At 46.7% G+C, this 21358-nt stretch carries 16 protein-coding genes and 6 pseudogenes; 5 read left to right on the top strand and 17 right to left on the bottom strand.

Translation table 11 applies throughout. From position 1 onward, the window contains the following. The first annotated feature begins 59 nt into the window (after window positions 1-59). A pseudogene (gene mdoH, locus V6N89_RS20950) lies at window positions 60-1933 on the top strand (glucans biosynthesis glucosyltransferase MdoH). Window positions 1934-2045: 112 nt separating this feature from the next. On the opposite strand, the gene V6N89_RS20945 reads toward mdoH, so the two are convergent. The 3 genes and pseudogenes from V6N89_RS20945 to nudE form a co-directional block, all read right to left on the bottom strand. Next, entirely contained in the window at window positions 2046-2627 is a 582-nt protein-coding gene (locus V6N89_RS20945) for a YceI family protein (protein ID WP_338519361.1), read from the bottom strand. A 59-nt stretch (window positions 2628-2686) separates the two neighbouring features. Then, window positions 2687-3532 (bottom strand): 3'(2'),5'-bisphosphate nucleotidase CysQ, encoded by an 846-nt coding sequence (gene cysQ / locus V6N89_RS20940; RefSeq protein WP_346993210.1) that lies wholly within the window; start codon window positions 3530-3532, stop codon window positions 2687-2689. Between the two features lie 3 nt (window positions 3533-3535). Beyond that, window positions 3536-4100, bottom strand: a pseudogene (gene nudE, locus V6N89_RS20935) (ADP compounds hydrolase NudE). 128 nt (window positions 4101-4228) lie between these two features. On the opposite strand from nudE, the gene yrfG reads away from it, so the two are divergent. The 4 genes and pseudogenes from yrfG (at window position 4229) to V6N89_RS20915 (ending at window position 8332) form a co-directional block, all read left to right on the top strand. Continuing rightward, entirely contained in the window at window positions 4229-4936 is a 708-nt protein-coding gene (yrfG, locus tag V6N89_RS20930) for a GMP/IMP nucleotidase (RefSeq protein ID WP_338519359.1), read from the top strand. 9 nt (window positions 4937-4945) lie between these two features. After that, window positions 4946-5493: pseudogene (gene yjjX, locus V6N89_RS20925) on the top strand (inosine/xanthosine triphosphatase). A 198-nt stretch (window positions 5494-5691) separates the two neighbouring features. Beyond that, window positions 5692-7080, top strand: coding sequence for an NAD-dependent succinate-semialdehyde dehydrogenase (locus V6N89_RS20920; protein WP_346993209.1), 1389 nt, complete (start codon window positions 5692-5694; stop codon window positions 7078-7080). A 166-nt stretch (window positions 7081-7246) separates the two neighbouring features. After that, window positions 7247-8332 (top strand): MBL fold metallo-hydrolase, encoded by a 1086-nt coding sequence (locus V6N89_RS20915; protein ID WP_338519357.1) that lies wholly within the window; start codon window positions 7247-7249, stop codon window positions 8330-8332. 39 nt (window positions 8333-8371) lie between these two features. Here V6N89_RS20915 and V6N89_RS20910 read toward each other — a convergent pair whose 3' ends face one another. The 14 genes and pseudogenes from V6N89_RS20910 to gspC all read right to left on the bottom strand — a co-directional run bounded on the left by V6N89_RS20910 (window position 8372) and on the right by gspC (window position 21318). Further along, window positions 8372-9820, bottom strand: coding sequence for a YdgA family protein (locus V6N89_RS20910; protein ID WP_338519355.1), 1449 nt, complete (start codon window positions 9818-9820; stop codon window positions 8372-8374). Window positions 9821-9892: 72 nt separating this feature from the next. After that, window positions 9893-10168 carry a type II secretion system protein N gene (gspN, locus tag V6N89_RS20905; protein WP_346993208.1) on the bottom strand — a complete coding sequence of 92 codons (276 nt, stop codon included), beginning with the start codon at window positions 10166-10168 and terminating at the stop codon, window positions 9893-9895. After that, on the bottom strand, window positions 10144-10650 hold the full coding sequence (locus tag V6N89_RS20900) for a type II secretion system protein N (protein ID WP_338519352.1): 507 nt from the start codon (window positions 10648-10650) through the stop codon (window positions 10144-10146). Before V6N89_RS20900 ends, gspN begins: the two co-directional genes overlap by 25 nt. Then, on the bottom strand, window positions 10647-11126 hold the full coding sequence (locus tag V6N89_RS20895) for a type II secretion system protein M (protein WP_338519351.1): 480 nt from the start codon (window positions 11124-11126) through the stop codon (window positions 10647-10649). The genes V6N89_RS20900 and V6N89_RS20895 overlap by 4 nt, the downstream gene beginning before the upstream one ends. After that, window positions 11123-12322: a type II secretion system protein GspL gene (gene gspL, locus V6N89_RS20890; protein ID WP_338519349.1), complete on the bottom strand. Its 1200-nt coding sequence runs from the start codon at window positions 12320-12322 to the stop codon at window positions 11123-11125. Before gspL ends, V6N89_RS20895 begins: the two co-directional genes overlap by 4 nt. After that, window positions 12322-13296, bottom strand: a complete 975-nt coding sequence (gene gspK, locus V6N89_RS20885; protein WP_346993824.1) for a type II secretion system minor pseudopilin GspK — start codon at window positions 13294-13296, stop codon at window positions 12322-12324. The genes gspL and gspK overlap by 1 nt, the downstream gene beginning before the upstream one ends. A gap of 68 nt (window positions 13297-13364) precedes the next feature. Next, a complete protein-coding gene (gene gspJ, locus V6N89_RS20880) occupies window positions 13365-14000 on the bottom strand; it encodes a type II secretion system minor pseudopilin GspJ (protein ID WP_338519345.1) in 636 nt (211 codons plus the stop codon). 1 nt (window position 14001) lies between these two features. Then, on the bottom strand, window positions 14002-14343 hold the full coding sequence (gene gspI / locus V6N89_RS20875) for a type II secretion system minor pseudopilin GspI (RefSeq protein WP_346993823.1): 342 nt from the start codon (window positions 14341-14343) through the stop codon (window positions 14002-14004). A gap of 53 nt (window positions 14344-14396) precedes the next feature. Further along, window positions 14397-15022, bottom strand: a pseudogene (gene gspH / locus V6N89_RS20870) (type II secretion system minor pseudopilin GspH). Between the two features lie 9 nt (window positions 15023-15031). Then, the gene (gene gspG, locus V6N89_RS20865) at window positions 15032-15466 is read right to left on the bottom strand and encodes a type II secretion system major pseudopilin GspG (protein ID WP_338519339.1); all 435 of its coding nucleotides are present in this window, start codon (window positions 15464-15466) and stop codon (window positions 15032-15034) included. Beyond that, window positions 15466-16692 (bottom strand): type II secretion system inner membrane protein GspF, encoded by a 1227-nt coding sequence (gspF, locus tag V6N89_RS20860; protein ID WP_346993207.1) that lies wholly within the window; start codon window positions 16690-16692, stop codon window positions 15466-15468. Before gspF ends, gspG begins: the two co-directional genes overlap by 1 nt. Then, window positions 16692-18258, bottom strand: a pseudogene (gspE, locus tag V6N89_RS20855) (type II secretion system ATPase GspE). Before gspE ends, gspF begins: the two are co-directional and overlap by 1 nt. Before the next feature lies 1 nt (window position 18259). Next, window positions 18260-20306 (bottom strand): annotated as a pseudogene (gene gspD / locus V6N89_RS20850) (type II secretion system secretin GspD). Between the two features lie 91 nt (window positions 20307-20397). Further along, window positions 20398-21318, bottom strand: coding sequence for a type II secretion system protein GspC (gene gspC, locus V6N89_RS20845; RefSeq protein ID WP_346993206.1), 921 nt, complete (start codon window positions 21316-21318; stop codon window positions 20398-20400). Between the last annotated feature and the right edge of the window lie 40 nt (window positions 21319-21358).

The raw sequence follows: 21358 nt of genomic DNA, 5'->3' as shown, positions 1-21358 counted from the left end.
CAATCGCTCAACGCGACGTGCAATCAACGACGTCAACATGGATTATCAAAGGAGACGCTATGCGTTTGGCAATAATGGCAATGCTAGTGATTCCAAGCACGGCGCTGGCTTAGTTGGAGTCTATATGAGATTTTTCTTCCCAACGGGTTAACGAACCTTGAGATAGCACAGCTTGGACTAGGTCTTACTCTGTTTGCTTGGTTATGTATGGCTTTCTGGACGGGTATTATTGGGTTTGTGTTACAGCTATTTGATATAGATCCGCTAAGCCTTCGTAAAAAGCAGCCTTCTCCAGATAAGCACGCATTGCTACACAAACGTCACGCCGTTGTAATGCCAGTTTATAATGAAGATACGCGGCGCATTATGGTCGGTTTTGAAGCCTGCATCCGAGAGCTGATAGACAGTGACAATGCCAGTCAGTTTGACTTTTTTATGCTTAGCGACACAAGAGATACAGAAAAAGCGGATGCCGAGCTTCGCGCGTTCACGCGGTTGCAGAAGCGATTAGGTCGCTATTCAAAACAGGTATTTTATCGTCGACGCGAGCAAAACTTGCATCGAAAGGTGGGTAACCTAAAAGAGTTTTGTGAACGCTGGGGCGGTAATTATGAAGCAATGATTGTGCTTGATGCCGATAGCGTAATGAGTGGCGAGCGAATGCAAGACCTTGCGCGTCGTATCGAACAAAACCCTGATACCGCACTGGTACAAACCATTCCGATGCTCGGTTCGTCAAAACACCTTCTTTGGTCGCTTTGTGCAGTTTGCTGCGCACCTTTATAGTCCAATGCTGGCGACGGGATTGTCGTTTTGGCAAACTGACAGCGCGAATTATTGGGGACACAACGCCATTATTCGCATTGCGCCATTTATGCAGCATTGCGGGCTGCCGACGCTTGAGGGCCGCGCGCCTTTTGGCGGCGAAATTTTAAGCCACGACTTTGTTGAGGCTGCACTGCTTCGACGTGCTGGCTGGCAAGCGTACTTGCTCACTGATACGACCGGAAGCTATGAGGAAGTGCCGAGCAATATCGTTGACTACGCCATTCGAGATCGCCGCTGGGTTCAAGGTAATATCCAGCACCTAGGGCTACTCAATGTGAAGGGTCTAAAAATGGCCAATCGCCTGCACTTCTTGTTTGGCGCATTTGCCTACATTTCATCACTAATTTTGTTCTGCATGTTGGCACTTGGTACCGCTGATGCATTGATTCGCGCCACATCTGTACCAGAGTTCTTTGTATCTGAATATCAATTGTTTCCAAGCTGGCAGGTGGCGCGTCAAGATATGATGATGGTAACCATGTGGGGAACGGCTGCGCTCTTGTTCTTGCCCAAGTTATTGGGCATCGCGTTTGCGTTAATGAAACGTCGTGAAGCGTTTGGTGGCGCTTGGTCTTTGCTGAAAGGCGCAGCCGTCGAACTGGCAATGGCGGTACTTATTGCCCCACTTATGATGTTCTACCACAGCTACTTTGTGATTAGCGTGTTTGTTGGACACTCTGTTAAGTGGGAAGCGCAAGAGCGAGAAGGTCGCAAAGTACCTTGGAAAGTCGCTATAAAACATACGCAGATAATGAGCTGTTTGGCAGTGGCGTGGGGTGTAACAACTTTTTATTTTACCCCGTCCCTTTTCATGTGGCTATTGCCAGTGCTAGTGGGGATGGTACTAGCAGCTCCTGTTATACGACTAACCAGTAGCGATAAGCTTGGGCTTGTCATGCGTAAATGGGGTGTTTTTGTTATCGACCAAGAACGCAACGAATGCAAAGCACTTAAACGCTTGCGCGTGGCGATGTCCTATTTCGCTATTAGTCAGCATGAGCCTGAGGTGCCAGCGCTACCTGAAAGTCTATGGCTTACCATGCCAGAACAAGTGTTAACTGAAAAACCGTTACCGATGCGTCATGCTCTAGTAAACAGTGCCTAACGCATTAAGCGAGTACCCTGACTTATTAATAGGGTAAGGCTGAGCAAACAAAAAACCGCACAGTAAAGGGTGCGGTTTTTTGTGGGCTGATTATCCGTGTTATCGGATGTACTTATTGCGTAAATGTTACCGAGAAAGTTACTGGCACCGTGGTCGTTATGCTGCTTAGACCCGCAATCTTTTGTAATGCTGCTACACCCTCAGCCAAACCGAATGCGTCAGCTTTAACAAGCGTTGGCGACGATGTCGTTACTGACATTGTATCGTCAGTTAATTTACTTGCGGTAACCGAGAAGCTTGTAGGGACTGCTTTGCCGTGTAATGACAAAATGCCATCAACTTTTCCTGATACTACTGTGCCAGTTTCTACGTTCATCATCGAGTCAGGTAACGTCGCTTGAAATGTTGCGTCAGCGTATTTGGCAACATTGAACAACATCTCTTGCATGCGCTTATTGCGTATATCAATTGCCGTATTCACAGAAGACAAATCGACCGTTACCATTAATTTACCGTCGTCAGATAAACTACCGTCGAAATTATCAAACTGGTGCACTTCAGTGATCTGAGCATTTTTAGTCGACATAAAGTGTAGTGAACTTGTGTCCTTGTCCAGGCTCCAGTCTGCAGCGGCTGGAAATGCAAGTCCACAAGCAAGCACTGCGGTAGATAACGTACGAAAACGTGTCGCCATTATTGGGGTACTCCTTTTAATTTGTTGGTCCCATCGCGTGAGATGGTCATTTATACGGTCTAATGTTGGTGCGGGTTTACAAAGTCGTCATATTGCACAACATCCTGCCAAGGCACGCGCTGGTCGCCCATAACAACGAAGTCCGGGTTCTCTAGCGAGTGGCGCTGGTTGTATGTGAGCGGCTCAAAGTTTGCTGCAAAAATGCTGCCACCTGCTTCTGACACAATACACTGCGAAGCCCCCGTGTCCCATTCACCCGTTACGCCAATACGCATAAAGACGTCGGCTTTTCCTTCCGCGATAAAACACGCTTTCAGCGAGCAGCTGCCCAATGGTAGCGTTTGATAAACGCGTTTTGCACACATGCGACTGAGCACCTTTTCTCGTGACTGGCGGCGGCTTATCGCAATCATAACGACGCTCTTTTGAGGGTCGTCTAGCTTTCGCACACGAATTTGATGCTCGCCATCTGGTGAAGATTTAAAGGCGCCCTTACCTTTTTGCGCATAATACAAAGACTGACCGGGTGGCCAAAAAATAACGCCAATTGTAGGCTCATTGTTCTCAATTAACGCAATATTTACTGCAAAGTCACCGCTTCTAGCAATGAACTCTTGCGTACCGTCAATGGGGTCAATCAGCCAATAACGTGACCAGTGCTTTCGCTCTTCTAGACTTGCGTGTTTGTTCTCTTCCGACAAAATAGGAATGTCGGGGGTTGCTGCCTTTAGCCGCTTATTAATAATGTCGTTAGCAAGGTAGTCTGCACTGGTTACTGGCGACTCATCGTCTTTTTGATAGGCGTCAAAGTCACCTTTGTCATACACCTCTAAAACCGCTTCATAAGCTTCTATGGCAATGTCTTTGGCAAGTTCTAATAGGTCGGGGTGGGCGTCATCGGGCATTGTTTATTGTTCCTTAAACCACTTTTGAGCTAAAAACAGCGCAGCAATACAGCGTGCTTCAACAAAGTCTTCTCGTGCAAGTAAAGCATCAGCTTGGGCTAAAGGCCAGTGAATGACTTCAAGTGGTTCGGGTTCATCACCTTCTAATTGCTTGGGATATAGGTCTTGTGCCAGCACTATAGTCATTGAAGCATTAAAGAAAGTGGGCGCCATACTGACCTTATGGAGCTCTACTATTTCGTTGGCGGCGAAGCCTGCCTCTTCTTGCAACTCGCGATTAGCCGCTTCAATTGCGGTTTCCCCCGGGTCAATCAAACCTTTAGGAAAACCCAGTTGATAAGAGTGTGTGCTAAGCTGCATATTCTCGAATAAGCACCATGGTATCTTTGTCTAGCATGGGCACAATCATAACTGCGCCGCGGTTGCCTCCGGCCATGCGCTCGAACTCTCTCGTTGCGCCATTAGAAAACTCAAGATCAAGGCGCTCGACCCTGAAGAGCTTGCTCTTTGCTACAATCTCACGAGAATGAATTTGTGGTAACGGTTTGTTCGGGTCAATTTTAGGCATGTCTCTCGCTACAACTTTGTTATCATATTTTCATACAATCTGTATCTAAGGCCTGTTGCTCTTTGTTGCTAAAATTCAAACAGACAAAGAACACAATCTTTAGCTTACTTCATTATAAGGAAAATCGCTTGCCCTTTCTGCCCTGGAATGAAATTGACACTGTGTTGCTCGACATGGACGGCACGCTGTTAGACTTGCATTACGACAATCAGTTTTGGTTACATCATTTACCTAAGCGTTTAGCTGAATTGCGCGGTATTTCAGAAGAGGATAGTCGCGCTGAAATGACGGCGCGTTACGATGCCGTTTTCGGTCAAATTCAATGGTACTGCCTAGACTATTGGGCAGAGGCACTACAGATGGACTTAGACGGTGAGTTTATGCCGTTAAAGCGCGAACTAGCGCACCTGCTAATGCTGCGTGACGACACAATTCCCTTTTTAAAGGCGCTTCATGAGTCTGGTAGAGAGGTAATTCTGGTCACCAATGCCCACCCTCATAGTTTGGCATTGAAGCTAGAACATACTCAGTTAGATGAACATATAGACAACCTAATTTCGACCCATGAGTTTGGCGTAACGAAAGAGTCGCAACTGCTGTGGAAGCGTCTTCAAGCTCGTGTGAATTTCGACAAAGACAGAACGTTGTTCGTTGATGATTCCTTACCAATTCTTAATGCAGCCAAGACATATGGAATTAAGCACTTGCTAGCGGTTGATAATCCAGATAGTCAGCTCCCCAATCGCAATATCACTGAATTCCCGGCAGTAAGAGACTACCGATTAATGCTTAACGATATTCATGCGAACCCAGTCGCTCAAAAGGGCAAAAAATAAGGACATATCATGCTTTCTGATACCATTTTTGTAGGGTCGAAAAATCCTGTCAAAGTCAATGCTGCGCTTAACACGTTATCTGACACTTTAGAGCACGACTTCGATGCTCAAGGTATTTCTGTACCCAGCGGTGTTGCAGACCAACCTATGACCGAAGAAGAGACGCGTCTAGGCGCTATTAATCGCGTTAAAGCCATGTTGGAATATCATCAGGGCGGGCTAACAGACGCCTGGTATGTGGCTATTGAAGGCGGTGTCGATGTTTTTGAAGATGGCCCTGCGACCTTTGCCTATGTAGCAATTTATCACGAAGGGCATTGGTCAGTGAGTCGCAGTGCAAGCCTACCACTGCCTGTGAGTGTGTATCAGGCGCTTCAGCGTGGCGAAGAATTAGGGCTTAGGTTATGGACAAACTCTTTGATACCGTAAACGTGAAGCAAAAGGGAGGGGCGATTGGTTTGCTAACCCTAAATCACGCCACACGCCAAAGCGTATATGAAGTCGCACTCACACTCGCCATGGCGAAGTTTCACTTTCCCGATCTTTATACAGACTAGCCCACAAGCAGAACGGGTGACTTAGACCCGTTCTCTCTGAAATCTTTACCTTGATCGGTAATCTTTTCTTGTTTCTTCTTTCGTGTTACTCGGCATATAACGCTATGTTCTGATTTAAGTTATTGTTCTTATTGATTTTGTCTTTGTTGGTGTCGTAGTTGCAGTTTCCTTGAACCAAACGGAATAAGGAGTGTGACAATGAGTAAGACAGTAAATACCTATAACCCGGCTACCGGGGAAAAAATTGACCATTATCACCTAATGTCTGCCGAGGATGCTGAACATGCTGTTAATCGTTCACAAGAGGCCTATCTAAACTGGCGTCGTACCTCGTTTGAGACGCGAGCAGATTTATTCAACAATCTCGCCAATCTTATGGAAGAGAGAATGGACGACCTGGCGAGTTTAATGACCCGAGAAATGGGCAAAGTCACTGCTCAAGGTAAGCAGGAAGTGCAGCTATGTGCTGATATCTGTCGCTATACGGCAGAGCATGGTGCAGAGTTTTTAGATGATGAGCACCGAATATTTGAAGGCGGTCGCGCTATTATTACCTACCAACCTATTGGCGTCATTCTTGGCATACAGCCGTGGCACTTCCCCCTGTATCAAGTCATTCGTTACAGTGCGTCAAATATTATGGCAGGTAACACAACAGTACTTAAGCACGCGAAGAATGTTTTCGGCATGGCCGTGGCCATACAGCAGATGTATGAAGATGCTGGTTTTCCCAAAAATGTGTATCAGTCTTTGTTAATAGATGGCGCAACGGCGAGCGATTTGATTAAGCATAAATACGTTCGCGGCGTGACCTTTACCGGTAGTGATGAAGTGGGTAAAGAAGTCGCAAAAGAAGCCGCGAGCCTGTCTAAAAAGACGGTAATGGAACTGGGCAGTAACGATGCATTTTTGGTGCTTGCTGATGCAGATATCGATCAGGCTGTAGAAATGTGTATTCAAGGGCGAGTCATCAATAATGGTGAGACGTGCGTTGCGGCAAAGCGTTTTGTCATTGTCGATAGTATTTATGACGAGTTCAAAAACAAGTTCGTCGATCAATGTCGTAAATTGAAAGTGGGTGATCCAACACGCGAAAATACCGACCTTGGCCCCATGGCTCGTAAAGACTTGCGCGATGAGCTACATCAACAAGTCAAGAAGTCGATAGAAGAAGGCGCCACGCTCTCTTTAGGCGGCGAAATTCCTGATTCGGACGGCTATTACTACCCAGTTACCGTGCTTGAAAATGTATCTTCTGGTATGCCTGCCTATGATGACGAGTTATTTGGACCTGTGGCATCGCTCATTCGCGTGCGCGATAACAAAGAGGCTATGGAAGTGGCCAACGACTCTCGCTATGGTTTAGGCGGCGGAATCTTTAGTGCCGATACGCAGGCAGCTATCGACCTTGCTAAAGATGAATTTGACACAGGAATGGTCAATATTAACGGATATTCTTTAGCACAACCCAACCTACCTTTTGGTGGTGTTAAAGACAGCGGATATGGTCGTGAGCATGGCGGCTACGGTATTCGAGAGTTTGTTAACATCAAAACCATAATGGTGGCGGAAAAACACGCAGAGTAACATCACACAAAGATTTTTTTGTGTAACCGTGAAAAATAAAACGCGCTAAAAAAGGGAGCTTAGCTCCCTTTTTTTACTAGTATTGAAAACAATGGCCATGAATATCGGTCTCTATAAGTGCGCATGGTTTGGGTGCGCAACAAATCCCCGTTCAAGGAATACCAGAATGAAGGCATTACTACTCTTCGCAAACCGCTACACGCGTGTTCACAAGGCTAATGGCCACAATTGTACTAGCGAGTTGCGTGTACCGTTGGCGCGCCGTGTTGTTAGTGCACTAATTGGTGCGACCGTTTGTCTGTCGCCATCAGTGTTTGCACATAACAGTTATCTGCACACTAATGGCGAGCAAATTTCATCGCCAGTGTCTCATAGCAGCGAAGAAAGTATTGCGCCTACATGTCATGATGTGTCGCTTCAAGTGTTGGGGTCTGGAGGCCCTGAATTAGACGACGGGCGTACCTCTAGCGGTTATGTTGTGTGGGTAGAGGGTAAAGCAAGGGTGCTTGTTGATGCGGGTAGTGGAAGTAGCGTTCAGTTTGGCGCGTCTGGTGCACAGTTTGCTGATCTAAGCGCTATCTTGTTAACACACCTTCATACTGATCATGCCGCTGATTTACCGAGCTATGTGAAAGGCAGTTTCTTTACTTCACGAGACAGTGATTTGGCGTTACTAGGCCCAGACGGTAATGGTGTTATGCCCTCCACGTCAGCCTATTTGAATACTCTCCTTGGTCAAGACGGTGCATATCGCTATTTGTCTTCGTACACGCAAAAAGCACAAGACGACTATACTATTTATCCTACATCGGTTTCGCTTAACGCATCGTTGTCATCACCTTTTGTTTCAACGCTGAGTGAGACCGTAACAGTAGAAGCAATATCAGTGCATCATGGTCCAATTCCAGCCGTTGCTTGGAAGGTGAAGGCTAATGGATGCACGCTAGTATTCTCTGGTGATACCAACGATAAGTCGAACACGCTTAGTGCGTTCGCAGCAAGTGCAGACCTGTTAGTGCTAAATAACGCCATTGATGACAACGCAGGTGTCGTGGCTCGAAACCTACATATGACCCCTAAACAAATCATCGCAATAGCTAAAGCCTCAGGTGCAAAGCGGGTGTTGTTATCGCATATTATGAAGCGAAGTGAGCCAGGGTTGGCTGCATTACTCGAAGCGGTGTCTGTGGTAGCACCAGGGAGGGTATATGGTGCAAAAGAGTTGATGAACATTACCCTTGGTAAAGAGTAATGTCCTTCAACGTTTTTTGGATTTACGCGTCTTTGCTATTTACTGAGGTGCAAAAGGCAGTGGAATAGCTGTGCCATTTACATCGGCTTGGCCGTCTTTTAGCGTAATTTTGGTTTCGTAACCTTGCTCTGTCGCCTTGATAAGACCCTGCTGAACGAAAGACTGGATCATCATAGGTGCTTGCTGGTCAGCCGCCGCTTGTATCTCTTCTGGTGTCATCGACTGCGCCTGCGGGTTTGCCATAATCTGACCCATCATGTAGCCAGACATCATACTTTCTGCAAAGGCCTTATCAGCCGTAATACTAGCATCAGCAAGCAAATGACTTACCCAGTATCCAATATCTTCCATCGTTCCAGGTAGTGACGTGATACCTACTAATTTGGTGTTTGCGTTAGCACTAAATGAGCCCTCAGGAACCGTTGCTGTCAGCTTGGTAATATTAATTTCAGGTTCGGCTTCAAGCTGCGATAGTAGGTTTTCTTGAATAAACGCCATCATCTTTTCAGGCACTTGCTCAGGAGACATAAGCATCGATTCATTATTGAATTTTTGATAAGCGCGCATAAAGTCGGCGTCTATGTTATTCACTGCGACGCCAAGTACCATGTCAGAGGCTTCCATATCTGGGCCGCTCACTTTGCCCACCGCATACTCAACATAGATATTAGCGGTATCTGCCGCCTTGTTCACTTGAGTGTCGGCAATAAACGTAATGTCATCTACAGTGATGTCAGATTCAGCCTCAAACCCTGAAATTTTCATGCTGGCTATCTTCACGTCTACTTTCTTCACGTCTACTTTGGAGTCGAACAATTCTCCCTTAAGCGCAGACACAAAGTCGCCTGAATAAATGGTATCTACAGACATAGAGGACATTTCAAACGCAGCGCCCTCTACTTCACCACTTAGCAAATCGCTGGTAGCTTTATAAACAGTTGTATCGCCTTGTGGTGTCGCTTCACCACGATACCCTGAAAAGCTTACCGTCGCGCCATCTTCTTCACTGGTGATGCTAAAAGAAGGAATTTCGTCGCGGAAATTTAAGCTACCTAAAAGCCCCACTACGCCTTCATTTGAATACAGGGCTTTGGATTCATCCCATACCGCGTATTCACGCAATTCTTCACCGTCGATGGTAAGCGTATATTTTACTTTGCCAACGCCTACGCCGTTGCCAAAGTAAACAGGGCCGTGGTGAGCGTTGAACATTACAGTCATGGTTGGGTTTTCATCCATCGGCATTTCATCTGCATCTATTTGCTGTGCAGACATAATTGCGCCAATGTTGATAGCAACGTTGATAGTGGCGGTTGTACTAAACCACCCTTTGTCATAATCGACAACGTTTGCCTTATAAATCACCTGCTCGTTAATAGAATCTATCGTTGAGTTAACGGCACTTTCGACACCATTACCGACAAAGTAAGGGGCTACGGCCAATGCCACTAAGGTAATGCCGCCACCAAAAATAAGAGGTTTGTTCATAGTACAATCCTTTGTTTCAAGAGTGATATGGTGTCTTAGCAGTTGTCGCGAAGACACTTGATTGTAAAGCGTTTACAGCCTGATTGCGATATAGCCTTGGTTGTCAGGCGCGCCAAATAAGCGAGAAGCTTGATGTACTTCTTCTGGAAGACTTTCATCAGGCTTAAATTTCCCGCTCACTTTGACATTTTTCATCGATGGCGCCACGACGGCGTCGATTGAGAGGCTAAGTAGGTTAGGTTCACTAACGGTTATACCAATGTCTTCACCTTCGCATCGCAATGACGCGGAATACGTGCCGAAATCAATTGGCCCTTGGGTACCTAAGCAACAGTTGCATTTAACCAATCACCTGTCCCACTAAGGCTTTGACACGTTGGGCCAAATGTCATTTCATCCAGCTTCACTTTAAAGCGTCCACCTGCATTAACGGGCAGGGGTAATCGTACCTGTGCGATCACGCGATCAACGGGCAGGTATAAGGTAAAGTCCGTTGTACTTACGGTATTTTGGTTGAATACCCCAGTACTGATAGGTCCTTCAAACGCAATATCGTTTTTATCGCGAATATTGCCTGCTTTTACGTCAAGGTTGATTTGTCCAATGAGAAGGTGCAGCGCATTTAATTGCCATTTTACATTGTTAATTGGAAGCCCGTTGACCACGACCGTCTGCGCTTTACCGTTAAACAATGTGCCGCTCACATCACTTATAGTGACATTTTTAGGCAGAGTGACTCTGCCAAGCACGTGAGATGCTGGCATATAAGCAATGGCAAATACAATAAAGGCGACAATTGCACCTATTATCCAACTTAGCTTTGACTTCATGCTTTACCTAACTGTAGTCGGCGAATTTTGATATGGCCCGCGAGATCTGCTTCTGCAATATCGGCTTGCAGAATGACGACGCCCATACTCTCCATGGCTTTTAACCAATCTAATACATTGTTGAAGGCAGCTTGGTCTACCCAGACTTGAAGCTCGTCCCCCTGAGGCTGCATACGAGAAATTTCAATGTTGTGTTTGCTGGTGGTGCGGTTAACAGCCTGAGGTAGCGAGCCTGAAAAAGCTCGCTGACCCGACGTACTGCGGCGAAGTTGCTTGGCACGAGCCGCACTGTCTTTTACCCAAACGAGCAATGACTGCTGATTGTCGAGTAACTGTTTTTGTTTGTCGATTGCGCCGTTGAGCGGTGCCCAAACAGAAAAATAAAATAGCCCGACAACGACAACCACGGCCGATACCAACACTAGCTTTTGCTCTCGTTCGGTAAGCGCTTTGTATTTTTCTAATAATGCATTCATGAGGTACTCCTAATTGATACTGTACCTACCACGCCATCGTCGCGGTTGTTGATTGCGCCTTGCTCTACTACAAAGCCAGCTGCTTCTGCAGTGCGCTTAAACTGCTCCAGTGCCTCAAAGTTTTTGCCCTGTGCCTGAATGCGAATTTCAGTACGACTTGCATCAAAACGCAGCGTTTGTGGTTTTACACCCGTTGTTGAAAATGCTGAAGAAAGTTGGTCTAGCATCACTAGCATAGAGGCGCTGCCTCCACCCTGTTCTAACTTGGCCAGTTCGCCTTGTAGTTTCAATCTTACATTGCGATAAGTACCGATGTTTGGGAAGCCAGACTTTACGGTTTTATCTATTTCGGCACCTAACGCATCATTTTGTGCTGTCAGCTGATATAGCGTGATGGTTTTGTCTACCAGGCTAGTACCTAATGCAAGAATGGCCAGTACCGCGGCAATACGCCACTGTGACAATGCGCCGCTGCGTTTGCGCTTTATCTTGTACTCACCTTGGCATAAATTAAAATTGCTCTGCATTGCTTCTTTTGCCAACACTTGCATTGGCAATTCAAGCAGTGCTTCGTTCTCTTGTGTATTTGGTAACGCGCTTAAATCAATACCAGCATAGTTGGTGATAGTAACGACAGACGCTTGCTGTGCACTGAAGTGGCCCAAGGTTGGCAGTAACCAAGTTTGTTCGCCTTGAACGCCTTTGAAGGTGTCTTGGCGCACGAGTAATTGTTCGCCTAATGAAAGTACCGACCAACCGTCTTCTGTCACTGGCACTGCCAGTACATCAGGAATGATAGTGTCACAAAATAAGCCTGCATCACGTAGCCATTGTTGCCACTGCAGCATCTTGTCATGACTGACAATAGCTACCGCTTGTTCGTTGCCTTTTTTCGGTCCAATGGCGAAAAACTGCTGACTAATATCAGTGGCTAATTCGTCCTCTAACATGAATGGTATTGCGGACAGTATTTTTCGGCCTGCTTTGGGCGGCAGCGTTACCCATTTCAACAAAATGTCGCTGCTGGGTGCCAGCGCAATAACCGCGCGCTGCCCTGCTCGTTCAGTAAGTGTGGACAATGCAGCGGCATCAGGTAACTCGCCCGACGCAATCACTTCATCTTCAGTTTGTGAATAAACCAGCCAACTAATTGGATCGGCTTGGTTGGCGCCTAGTCGCACCAATAATTGTTCCATCAATAGGTTCCCCCAAACTCGCGATTCACAATGCTAACACCGTTATCAGTGTCCACGTGAAACACGGTGGAAAGCTTAAAAGTTGCTTTGTTGTACTGTGTTTTTGTGTGCAACATAAAATATTCGGTTTTCACCTGAAACCAGTCTAAGCGAGAGTTCGACAAGTTCAATGCGGTGATTGCCGGGTCATTCAGAAAATCTTCTCGCTTCTCCCATCCTCCTTGAGGACGGCCGCTAATGAGACTTGATGCTTGTTGGGTGTCTAAACCCGTAAGGCCTACCAAAAGAGGCATATCCTCTTCATCAAGTGTGTTGACGTTAATTTTCAAATCCGTATTGTCTGGGATCACACATACCAGAGGCAGTAGATTCCTGATCCACTTGGGTGATACGCCGTTAATAATACGCAATTCACTGGTGGATGCCAGCGGTCCATTTGCCGCAAGATAAGGAAATTCTCTCGACTCGTATTCACTGTCTTCAGCACCGTAGCTGCGCGGGAAATCGTCTTCATCCACCCAGTCAGCAAGACTGTCTCTGACGGTATTAGCAGTATACGCATCAAGTTCATCAATATTAAGCGCAAGAAGCATGGTGTGGAAGGCTTCCATTGCTTCAGTTTGATTGTTGCTGGCGTTTCTACTGCCACCATTTCCATTGCCGCCACTTGCGCCAGAGAGGATAGCGTTAAGGTTAAAACAGGCCTGAAGGTCTTCCAAGTTTGCTGTTAGACCACCACTTTCAAGAGGATACGTAAACTCTTGCGCCCATGGCTGGTCAAGCGATATAACATCTGGACTTTCGGTGACTAGGGTTTGAATAGACTTGCGAGCAAATGCCTCTGCGCCTAGCGCGTACCAATAGGCTTGATTGTTGTCTTTCAAGTTCATTGTGCGCTGTATTTGAAGCTGTAGGCGTGACCCCATATCCACCGCTAGCACAGCAACAAGAGCTACGACCATTAATACAATCATTAGCGCTACACCGCGCTGTTTCTGAAGCGACGGTGGCGTTGATTGCCGATGACGTACGTGGCGGTGTATCACTGCTCACCTACCGTTAAAACAAATTCTCGGCGAATTTTGCCGAAGTCTTTACTGATAAATTCTACCGCTACTGCACGTGGCAGTGCTTTCCCTTGGTAGCCCTCACTCCATGTTAAATCGTCTTCATCTTTAACGGTTGTGACCTCGCTATTAGGGGCAATGAATTCGACTTTGAAGCTTTCAACATCTTCAAGCAATACGCGTACTTTTGGTTCGAAACCTATGACGTTATCAACATAATTGCCATAGAGTCGTTCAATTCTATTTTCGCGCAAGCGGTAGGCTACATACTGCAGTGTACTGCGTGGTAGCATTAGTTGAGGGTTGTGCCACCCTCCACGTACGAAACCTATGCCGTCATCGTCGCTGCCATCGACTTCGCCGCCCGCTAGCACAACGTCTTGCTTTTCACCGTTAACTCTAATTGGGCGAGGTACTGCTTGCTGTATATCGCGTTCAATGGTGGTCATCGCACGCTGTAAAAGCTGTAATTTGGCAAAGCGCTCTTCTGATAACGCATTGCTGTCTATTACGGTGGTGAGAATGCTGGTGGAGGCAAGGCCAATCATGGCAAATATCGCCATGGCTATAAGTACCTCGATAAGGGTAAAACCACCTTGCTTACTGTTCACATTAGCTCCCCGTTGTCGGCTTAGCGACAAAGGTAGTCACTGATGTCAACGAGTCATTGTAGGTTTCATCTTCGCCTACAAAAATGGTGACCGAGCGTAAATCGTTGTCATTGGTTTTGGTAACAGTTTGACGCCAATACCAAGTGCGGTCGGCCATTTCCATGTTGCCTTTTACATTATTTTTGGGCGGCCATGTGGTTTCAAGCTGAAGCTGATTCAATCGATTGCTGGCAACCCAGTTTGCAAATGTAATTGATTCAATTTGCCCAATGCTTGAAAGGTGTTCAGATGCTGTTTTTAATATTGCGGTGCCAGCTAGCGCAAAGATAGACAACGCCACCATGACTTCCAACAACGTAAAACCTTGTTGCAGTTTACGAGTATCAAATTGAGCCTTCACAGCGGCTGCTCCAGCGGACCTTCTAATACCAAAGGGGTAATTCTTGGTTTTGTACACTGAAGTACACTGGATCCTCATCAAAGCCACCTTCGAAGTTAAACGAAAGGGTAAAAGGCGTAATTTCACCGCTAGACATAATTAGCACTTGGGGAGGAGGCAACTGTTTGTCTTCTTCGTTACCAATCTCTACGCCCTCTTCAGACACGCTGAGCTCTTCGTCAAACAGTTCTCTGTCAAACAAACGGTCCTCTTGCGCCCAGGGTAAATCATCTAGGTTGAGGGTAAAGGTAAAGGGCTCTGGGACGGTATGTGTGGCGTACATCTCTTCATCTTCAAGACGTTGCCATTTGTCTTCATCATCGAGGTAGACAAAGTAGTATTCGTTGTCATCGTGTTCAAAACGAATACCGAGTTGTCTTTGATTAAGTACGGCAAAATCACTGGCCATATCGACCAATACCTGTACCCGCTGCGCTTGGCTTTTTAGCAAATCGACTTGGCTTGAACCAAACGCGTTATACATGACATAGCCTGCGGCTAAGCCGATGAGCAGCAGCACCACCATTACCTCAATAAGGGTAAAGCCTGCGTGATAGTTGCGTGTACTGCTGCGCCTCTGCATGTTTAAACCTTAAAGGTACTCGTCGATATTCCAGTTACCAATATCATCGTCGGTGCCTGGCTCGCCGTCTGGGCCATTTGAGAAGATATCAATAGCGCTGAGCTCTCCAGGGCTTATCAATGCATAAGGGTTGCCCCAAGGGTCTTCCGGTAGACGGTCAATGTAGCCACCCTCAGGGTAGTTACGTGGAATAGGCTCAATGGTGGGTGCGCTCACTAAAGCTTCAAGGCCTTGTTCGGTACTTGGGTAACGGTTGTTGCGCAACTTATACATCTGAAGCGCACCTTTCAGCGTTTGAATATCTACAGCGGCCTTTTGGCGCTTGGCTTCTTCGCCGCTGCCTATTACGTTAGGAGCGATCATAGCTGCCATAATACCTATGATAAGAAGTACAACCATTACTTCTATCAAACTGAATCCAGAACTGCGACGTAGAGTTTTCATTAAATATTCACCATGTTGTTCAATGCTAAAATTGGCTGCAATATTGCCATTACGATAAACAGAACGATACCTGCCATCGACACAATAAGTAAGGGTTCAAATACCTTAAGTGAGACACCAATAAGCGCTTCAAATTCCCTATCTTGATTATCTGCCGCGCGCGTCAGCATCTGCTGAAGTTCGCCCGACTTTTCCCCAGATGCAATCATATGCATCATCATAGGAGGAAACATTTTTGTATTGTCTAGCGCGGCGCGAAGGCTGCTACCTTCTTTAACGTTAACTGCGGCATCAGAAACTTGATTCTTAATATGCTGATTTTCTAACACGTCACCTGATATCCGCATTGCTTCTAATAGCGGCACGGCGCTGGCACTTAAAATACTGAGTGTTCTGGCAAAGCGCGCGGTGTTCATACCTCGCGAAACGCGACCAATTAAAGGTAACTTCAGAAGCAATTGGTGATAGCGCAGTTTCATGTGTTTTTGTTGCAATAATCGCTGCACTACCACAATCAAAAGCACAATAGCGATAAACAAAAATAGCCCGTAGTTCTGCATCCATTCGCTAATGGCTATGAGTAGCTTAGTAATAGTCGGCAATTCTTGGCCTGAATTGGTAAACTGCCCCACAATTTTGGGCACAACAATAGTCAGAAGCATCACAATAATTCCCACCGCAAAAAACAGCATAAGCGATGGGTAAATAAGGGCTTGTGAAATTTGGCTGCGCGTTTGCTGGCGACGCTCTGTATAGTCGGCCAAGCGGTTCAATACCGTATCCAAATGGCCTGATTTTTCACCCGCAGCCACCATGGCGCGATATAACTCGTCAAAGACGCTGGGGAATTCCGCCATTGCATCAGCAAGCCCGTGGCCTTCTACCACCTTGCTTCTAACGGCCATCATCATGTTTTTCTGTCGAGGCTTTTCGCTTTGTTCGGCTACCGCCAATAGCGCTTCTTCTACCGGTAGCGCTGACTCAACCAATGTGGCTAACTGACGTGTAAGCAAGGCAAGATCAGACGCTGAAATACGAGGCTTAAACAAGGTAAACGGCAGGCCTGTACCTTCGCTTTGCGCCCGCTCAGCGACTTGTTCAACCTCTAACGGTATCAGGCCTTTTTCGCGCAGTTGTTGTCTAACTTGACGAGCGTTGTCGCCTTCTAATACGCCGTTTGAATTTTTTCCATTGGCATTAAGCGCCTTATAAGCAAAAGCGGCCATTAGTCTTCCCTTGTGACTCTAAGCACTTCTTCTAACGAGGTTACCCCTGAAAGTACTTTGCGGCACCCGTCTTCGCGGATACTTGGCGTCGATTGTCTGATGTAGCGTTCTATTGCTTGCTCTCCTACCCCTTCGTGCATCATTTCACGTACTTTTTCGTCTACAAGTAGAAGCTCGTGAATCCCCGTTCGTCCGCGATACCCCGTTTGGTTACAGGCTGCACAGCCATGCGGAGAGTAAATCACCGTGTCGCTGTTGGCGTTTTCGCCGAGAATTTCAAGCTCTGATGCATCTGGCGTGTGAGGCTTCTTACAATCTGGGCATAGTGTTCTTACCAAGCGCTGAGATAACACGGCCAGCAAGCTTGACGATAACAAGAAGGGCTCGATACCCATATCTTCTAGACGCGTAATGGCGCCTGCTGCGGTATTGGTGTGCAAAGTAGAAAGCACCAAGTGGCCCGTTAAACTGGCCTGTACCGCAATTTGGGCGGTTTCAATATCTCGAATCTCACCAACCATTACGACATCAGGGTCTTGACGCAAGATAGCGCGTAAACCGCGTGCAAAGGTCATGTCGACCCGAGCATTAACTTGAGTCTGACCAATACCTGACAAGTCAAATTCGATGGGGTCTTCCACCGTTAAAATATTGCGATCGCGTGAGTTAATCTCAGTAAGGCCTGCGTACAAGGTTGTACTTTTACCCGAGCCCGTTGGACCTGTTACCAAAATAATCCCGTGAGGCTTTCTAATCAGCGTTGAGAAATGACCTCGGTTTTGCTGCGTCATGCCTAAATCTTCAAGATTTAAACGAGCGTTGTTTTTATCAAGTAGACGAAGCACTACACGTTCGCCGTGGCTCGACGGCATTGTAGAAACACGTACATCAACCGCGCGACCAGCAATTCGCAGCGTTATACGGCCGTCTTGCGGTACGCGTTTTTCTGCGATATCCAGTTTGGCCATAACTTTAATACGGGAAACCAGCATTGAGGAAAGCTTGCGATTAGGTCGTAAAATTTCTCGCAATACGCCATCCACACGAAAGCGCACGACAAGTTGGTTTTCAAACGTCTCAATATGAATATCAGACGCGCCCTCTTTAATGGCTTCACCCAGCATGGCGTTGATCAGCTTGATGATAGGGGCATCATCTTCGCTGTCGAGCAAGTCTTCGGTATCGGGCAGATCTTCGGCCAGTGCAAACAGGTCGCTTTCGTTACCTAAGTCTTCCATAAGCTGTTTTGCTGCAGAGCTATCACGCTGGAAGGCGTTGGTAAGTAAGCTTTCAAACTCGTCAGCCGGTATTGTCTTAGGTACAAACGGTTCACCATAAAAGCGGCGCACTTCCGCAAAAACATCAAACGGTGTGTTTTCTGTGAAATATAGCACTGCAGGTGTTTCATTGGTCTCTAGCAATACCTGATTGCGCTTGGCAAAACTAAACGACAGCTGCCTTGGGCTTGGCTTCATCGTCAATACCATCTGCCTCTTCGCCCATCGCCTCCAACGCCTCTTCCTGAGCCTCTAGCGCTTGGGTAATTTGTTCGTCTTGCCCTGCCATTCTAGTCGTTACCTTCTTTCTGCTTTTCTTTCTCTGTTAAATACTCTTCAAAAGAAGGTGGAAGAGAAAGCGCATCATCCCACTGTGGCATGCTAGGAGTTTCTTGGTAAGGCATCAGCGATACGCCCTCTTGCTGGCGTTTAAGCTGTAGAGCGCGCATGTAGTTGTACTTGCGATGACTGATACTGTTCATGGTTGCAGCGTCGCGCACAATAGTTGGCTTTAGGAACACCATAAGATTGCGCTTACGCTTGGTAGTAGACGTCGTTTTAAATAGGTGGCCTAGTAACGGGATATCACCTAAAAGCGGTACTTTAGACATACTTTCTTGTACGTCTTCATCAATCAAACCGCCTAATACGATAGTGCCGCCGTCATCAACGATAACCGTGGTTTTTATTTCACGTTTGTTGATGGCAATATCAACCGATGTTGCGCCACTGACACTTGATACTTCTTGTTCTATAAGAAGTTGAACGGCATCACCTTCATTAATTTGCGGCGTAACTTTAAGCTTTATACCTACCTCTTGGCGGTCTACCGTTTGAAATGGGTTAGAGTTGTTCGCACCCGTTGTAGTACCCGTAATAATGGGGACTTCTTGACCAACAATGAAAAATGCTTCTTCGTTGTCCATGGTAGTAAGGTGCGGCGTAGCCAAGATGTTAGAATTGGTATCGTTGCTTACTGCTTGAATAACTGCGCCCCAACCGTCCCGAATAATGCTTGGCTATCATTCCGTTTGCACCGCCCAGTATGCTTGCAAGGTTTGTAAAGTCACCTTCGATAGTATTTACCGATTCAACTACTTCACCGTTGGCGGTAATGTTTGTCGTCGTCACCTCACGGTCTTCCGCTTGGCGCAGGGCAACGGCTAACGAGCCAACTGGAATAACACCGTTGTTGAACTGTGTACCACCGCCTTCTTCTGACACCCACTGCACGCCAAGTGTAGTGCCGTCACCTTCGAATACTTCAACGATAATCGCTTCTACCTGGACTTGAGCTCGGCGTATATCCAATTGTCTTACTACTTCTTCAAGCGAGCGCATCATGTCGGGCTCAGCAGTAATAACAATGGCATTAGAGTCTTCGTGTGCGTCAATACTCACTTCTCGGCTAGAGCGACCACGACGGGTGTTGCTTGCCGCACCTTGCTCTTCTGCTTGAATGCTCGCTGATACACCTTGTAATACCTGAACGAGGTCTTCTGCTTTGGCATAGTTAAGGAACAGCACACGGGTGTTGCCGTTTGTTTCAAGCTCTTGGTCCATGCGCTGAATGAGATTTATTAGACGCTGACGGGCTTTAATATCACCGCTGACAATCACAGAGTTGGTTCTGTCATCCGCTACCACGCGCGGCTCAGATTTCGCCCCAGTGTTTGCCTTACCTTGTGATTTATTGATGCTATCAATAATACGCACCATCTCTGATGCTGACGCAAAGCGAAGCTTTACAATTTCAACTTCTTCATCACCCGCACGGTCAACGCGCTCAATGATTTCTACCAATCTATTAACCACTGCTGCACGGCCAGTCAGCATCATCACGTTTGAGGGGTCATGGCTTACCACGTTGCCGCCATCAGCTTGGTCATTTAACTGGCGTAAAATAGGAGAAAGTTCACGCACTGGTACGTTGTAAACCGGTACAACACGCGTGATCATTTCATCACCATCACGGTTGGCGCCTTCAACCACAGGAATGTTAGACGTTTTAGCGTCTTTTGAACGTACCACTTTTAAAATGCCGCTTGGCATTTCAACCACAGCAAAATCGTAAACCTGCAGTACGTTTAAGAAGAACTGATAATACTGATCTTCATCCAGCATATCGTAGCTTCGAACACTAATTTTGCCGCGAACGTTGGGGTCAATAATAATCGTGCGCTCAAGGTTTTTACCTACGATATTGATAAATTCATTGATGTCCGTATCTTTGAAATTTGGCATGTACTCGGCAGCCGTCACCGAAAAACACACAAGCGCGGTGCACATTGCCGTGGCTAAGCGAGATAATAATTGTTGGCCAGTACGCCTTTTCATTCTAACTTCCTTTCTTTCCTAATCGGTCGACGGTGCTAATGATGTTAAATACCGCGGCTTTATTGTGAGTCATGCCTGTCTTGTTAGTTTTTTACGACTCAGGTAAATCTAAATAAAGCGTGGTTAAGCCACCATCTCGAATAATCGTTAATTCTATCGTTTGCGCGTTACGTAACTCTGACAATGCTTCTTGCGACTGCTGCATGTCGGTTAGATCGAGCCCATTTATTTGTGTAATAACATCGTAAACTTGTAGCCCCGCCGATTTGAATAATTCTGGTTCTTTGCCCGGACTAACTTGATATCCAATCAACTGACCTTCGTCTGTCTTGGGCGATATAGAGATAAAGTCAGTAAAGCTTGCTGGTCTTTCGCGCAAGGTTGCCGTCGCTTCTAGCGCCTCTTCGCTCAGTGCTCGCGTGTCTTCTTCGGGCGCTTTCACTTGTGGACGCTGGCGAGCTTGTTGCTCACGTCGTCGATTCGCTTCTTCATAATCGATGCCGTCGAGCATCAGCGTTTCGTTGCGCGCTCCATTTCTAATGATCACGCGGTCGTGATAGACCGTTTGCAATGTGGCATTGGTGCCCTCAATCTTCTCACCTAAACCGTAAACTGCTTGGCTACCTCGGTTTTCGATAATTGCGGTTCCTGATGATTGCTCTGAACTTGCAACCACGCCCGTTAACGTCAGGTTAAGTCGCGTTTCTGGTGCATCAGTCACTTCAACGACAGTTTCAGTCTTAGGCGCCGCTGCAGCATCACCGAACAAATTCAGCTGTTGTATTTTGCGAACGTTGACCCCATTTTGCACTGACGGCGATGAAATCGAAGGCCCACGCGCAACGACAGGTGTCGCAGACAGCTGAGGTTCAGGTATAATTCGCCAAAGCGTTTTGGCAGCGAACGCAATTAAATACAGACTTAGCAGAACCACTACGAGGGTATTAAGCTGTTTTTGATGCTGGTTCACATAAACAACCAGAGATTGTGGATTGGGTTTGTTGAATGTCATGCTGCCACTAGTGGTACTGCTTTTTATAATAAAGTGAATT

The sequence above is a fragment of the Alteromonas gracilis genome, assembly GCF_036870955.2.
Lineage (GTDB): Bacteria > Pseudomonadota > Gammaproteobacteria > Enterobacterales > Alteromonadaceae > Alteromonas > Alteromonas gracilis_A.
Note: the sequence above shows the minus strand (reverse complement) of the source record. Positions and strands in the feature narration are given on the sequence as shown.

What these genes read in the sequence shown, in the direction of transcription:
- V6N89_RS20945 (WP_338519361.1), bottom strand. Translation starts at nt 2,627, where the DNA reads ATGGCGACACGTTTTCGTACGTTATCTACCGCAGTGCTTGCTTGTGGA.
- cysQ (WP_346993210.1), bottom strand. Translation starts at nt 3,532, where the DNA reads ATGCCCGATGACGCCCACCCCGACCTATTAGAACTTGCCAAAGACATT.
- V6N89_RS20920 (WP_346993209.1), top strand. Translation starts at nt 5,692, where the DNA reads ATGAGTAAGACAGTAAATACCTATAACCCGGCTACCGGGGAAAAAATT.
- V6N89_RS20915 (WP_338519357.1), top strand. Translation starts at nt 7,247, where the DNA reads ATGAAGGCATTACTACTCTTCGCAAACCGCTACACGCGTGTTCACAAG.
- V6N89_RS20910 (WP_338519355.1), bottom strand. Translation starts at nt 9,820, where the DNA reads ATGAACAAACCTCTTATTTTTGGTGGCGGCATTACCTTAGTGGCATTG.
- V6N89_RS20900 (WP_338519352.1), bottom strand. Translation starts at nt 10,650, where the DNA reads ATGAAGTCAAAGCTAAGTTGGATAATAGGTGCAATTGTCGCCTTTATT.
- V6N89_RS20895 (WP_338519351.1), bottom strand. Translation starts at nt 11,126, where the DNA reads ATGAATGCATTATTAGAAAAATACAAAGCGCTTACCGAACGAGAGCAA.
- gspL (WP_338519349.1), bottom strand. Translation starts at nt 12,322, where the DNA reads ATGGAACAATTATTGGTGCGACTAGGCGCCAACCAAGCCGATCCAATT.
- gspK (WP_346993824.1), bottom strand. Translation starts at nt 13,296, where the DNA reads ATGATTGTATTAATGGTCGTAGCTCTTGTTGCTGTGCTAGCGGTGGAT.
- gspI (WP_346993823.1), bottom strand. Translation starts at nt 14,343, where the DNA reads ATGGTGGCGTTGTCTATCTTTGCGCTAGCTGGCACCGCAATATTAAAA.
- gspG (WP_338519339.1), bottom strand. Translation starts at nt 15,466, where the DNA reads ATGAAAACTCTACGTCGCAGTTCTGGATTCAGTTTGATAGAAGTAATG.
- gspF (WP_346993207.1), bottom strand. Translation starts at nt 16,692, where the DNA reads ATGGCCGCTTTTGCTTATAAGGCGCTTAATGCCAATGGAAAAAATTCA.
- gspC (WP_346993206.1), bottom strand. Translation starts at nt 21,318, where the DNA reads ATGACATTCAACAAACCCAATCCACAATCTCTGGTTGTTTATGTGAAC.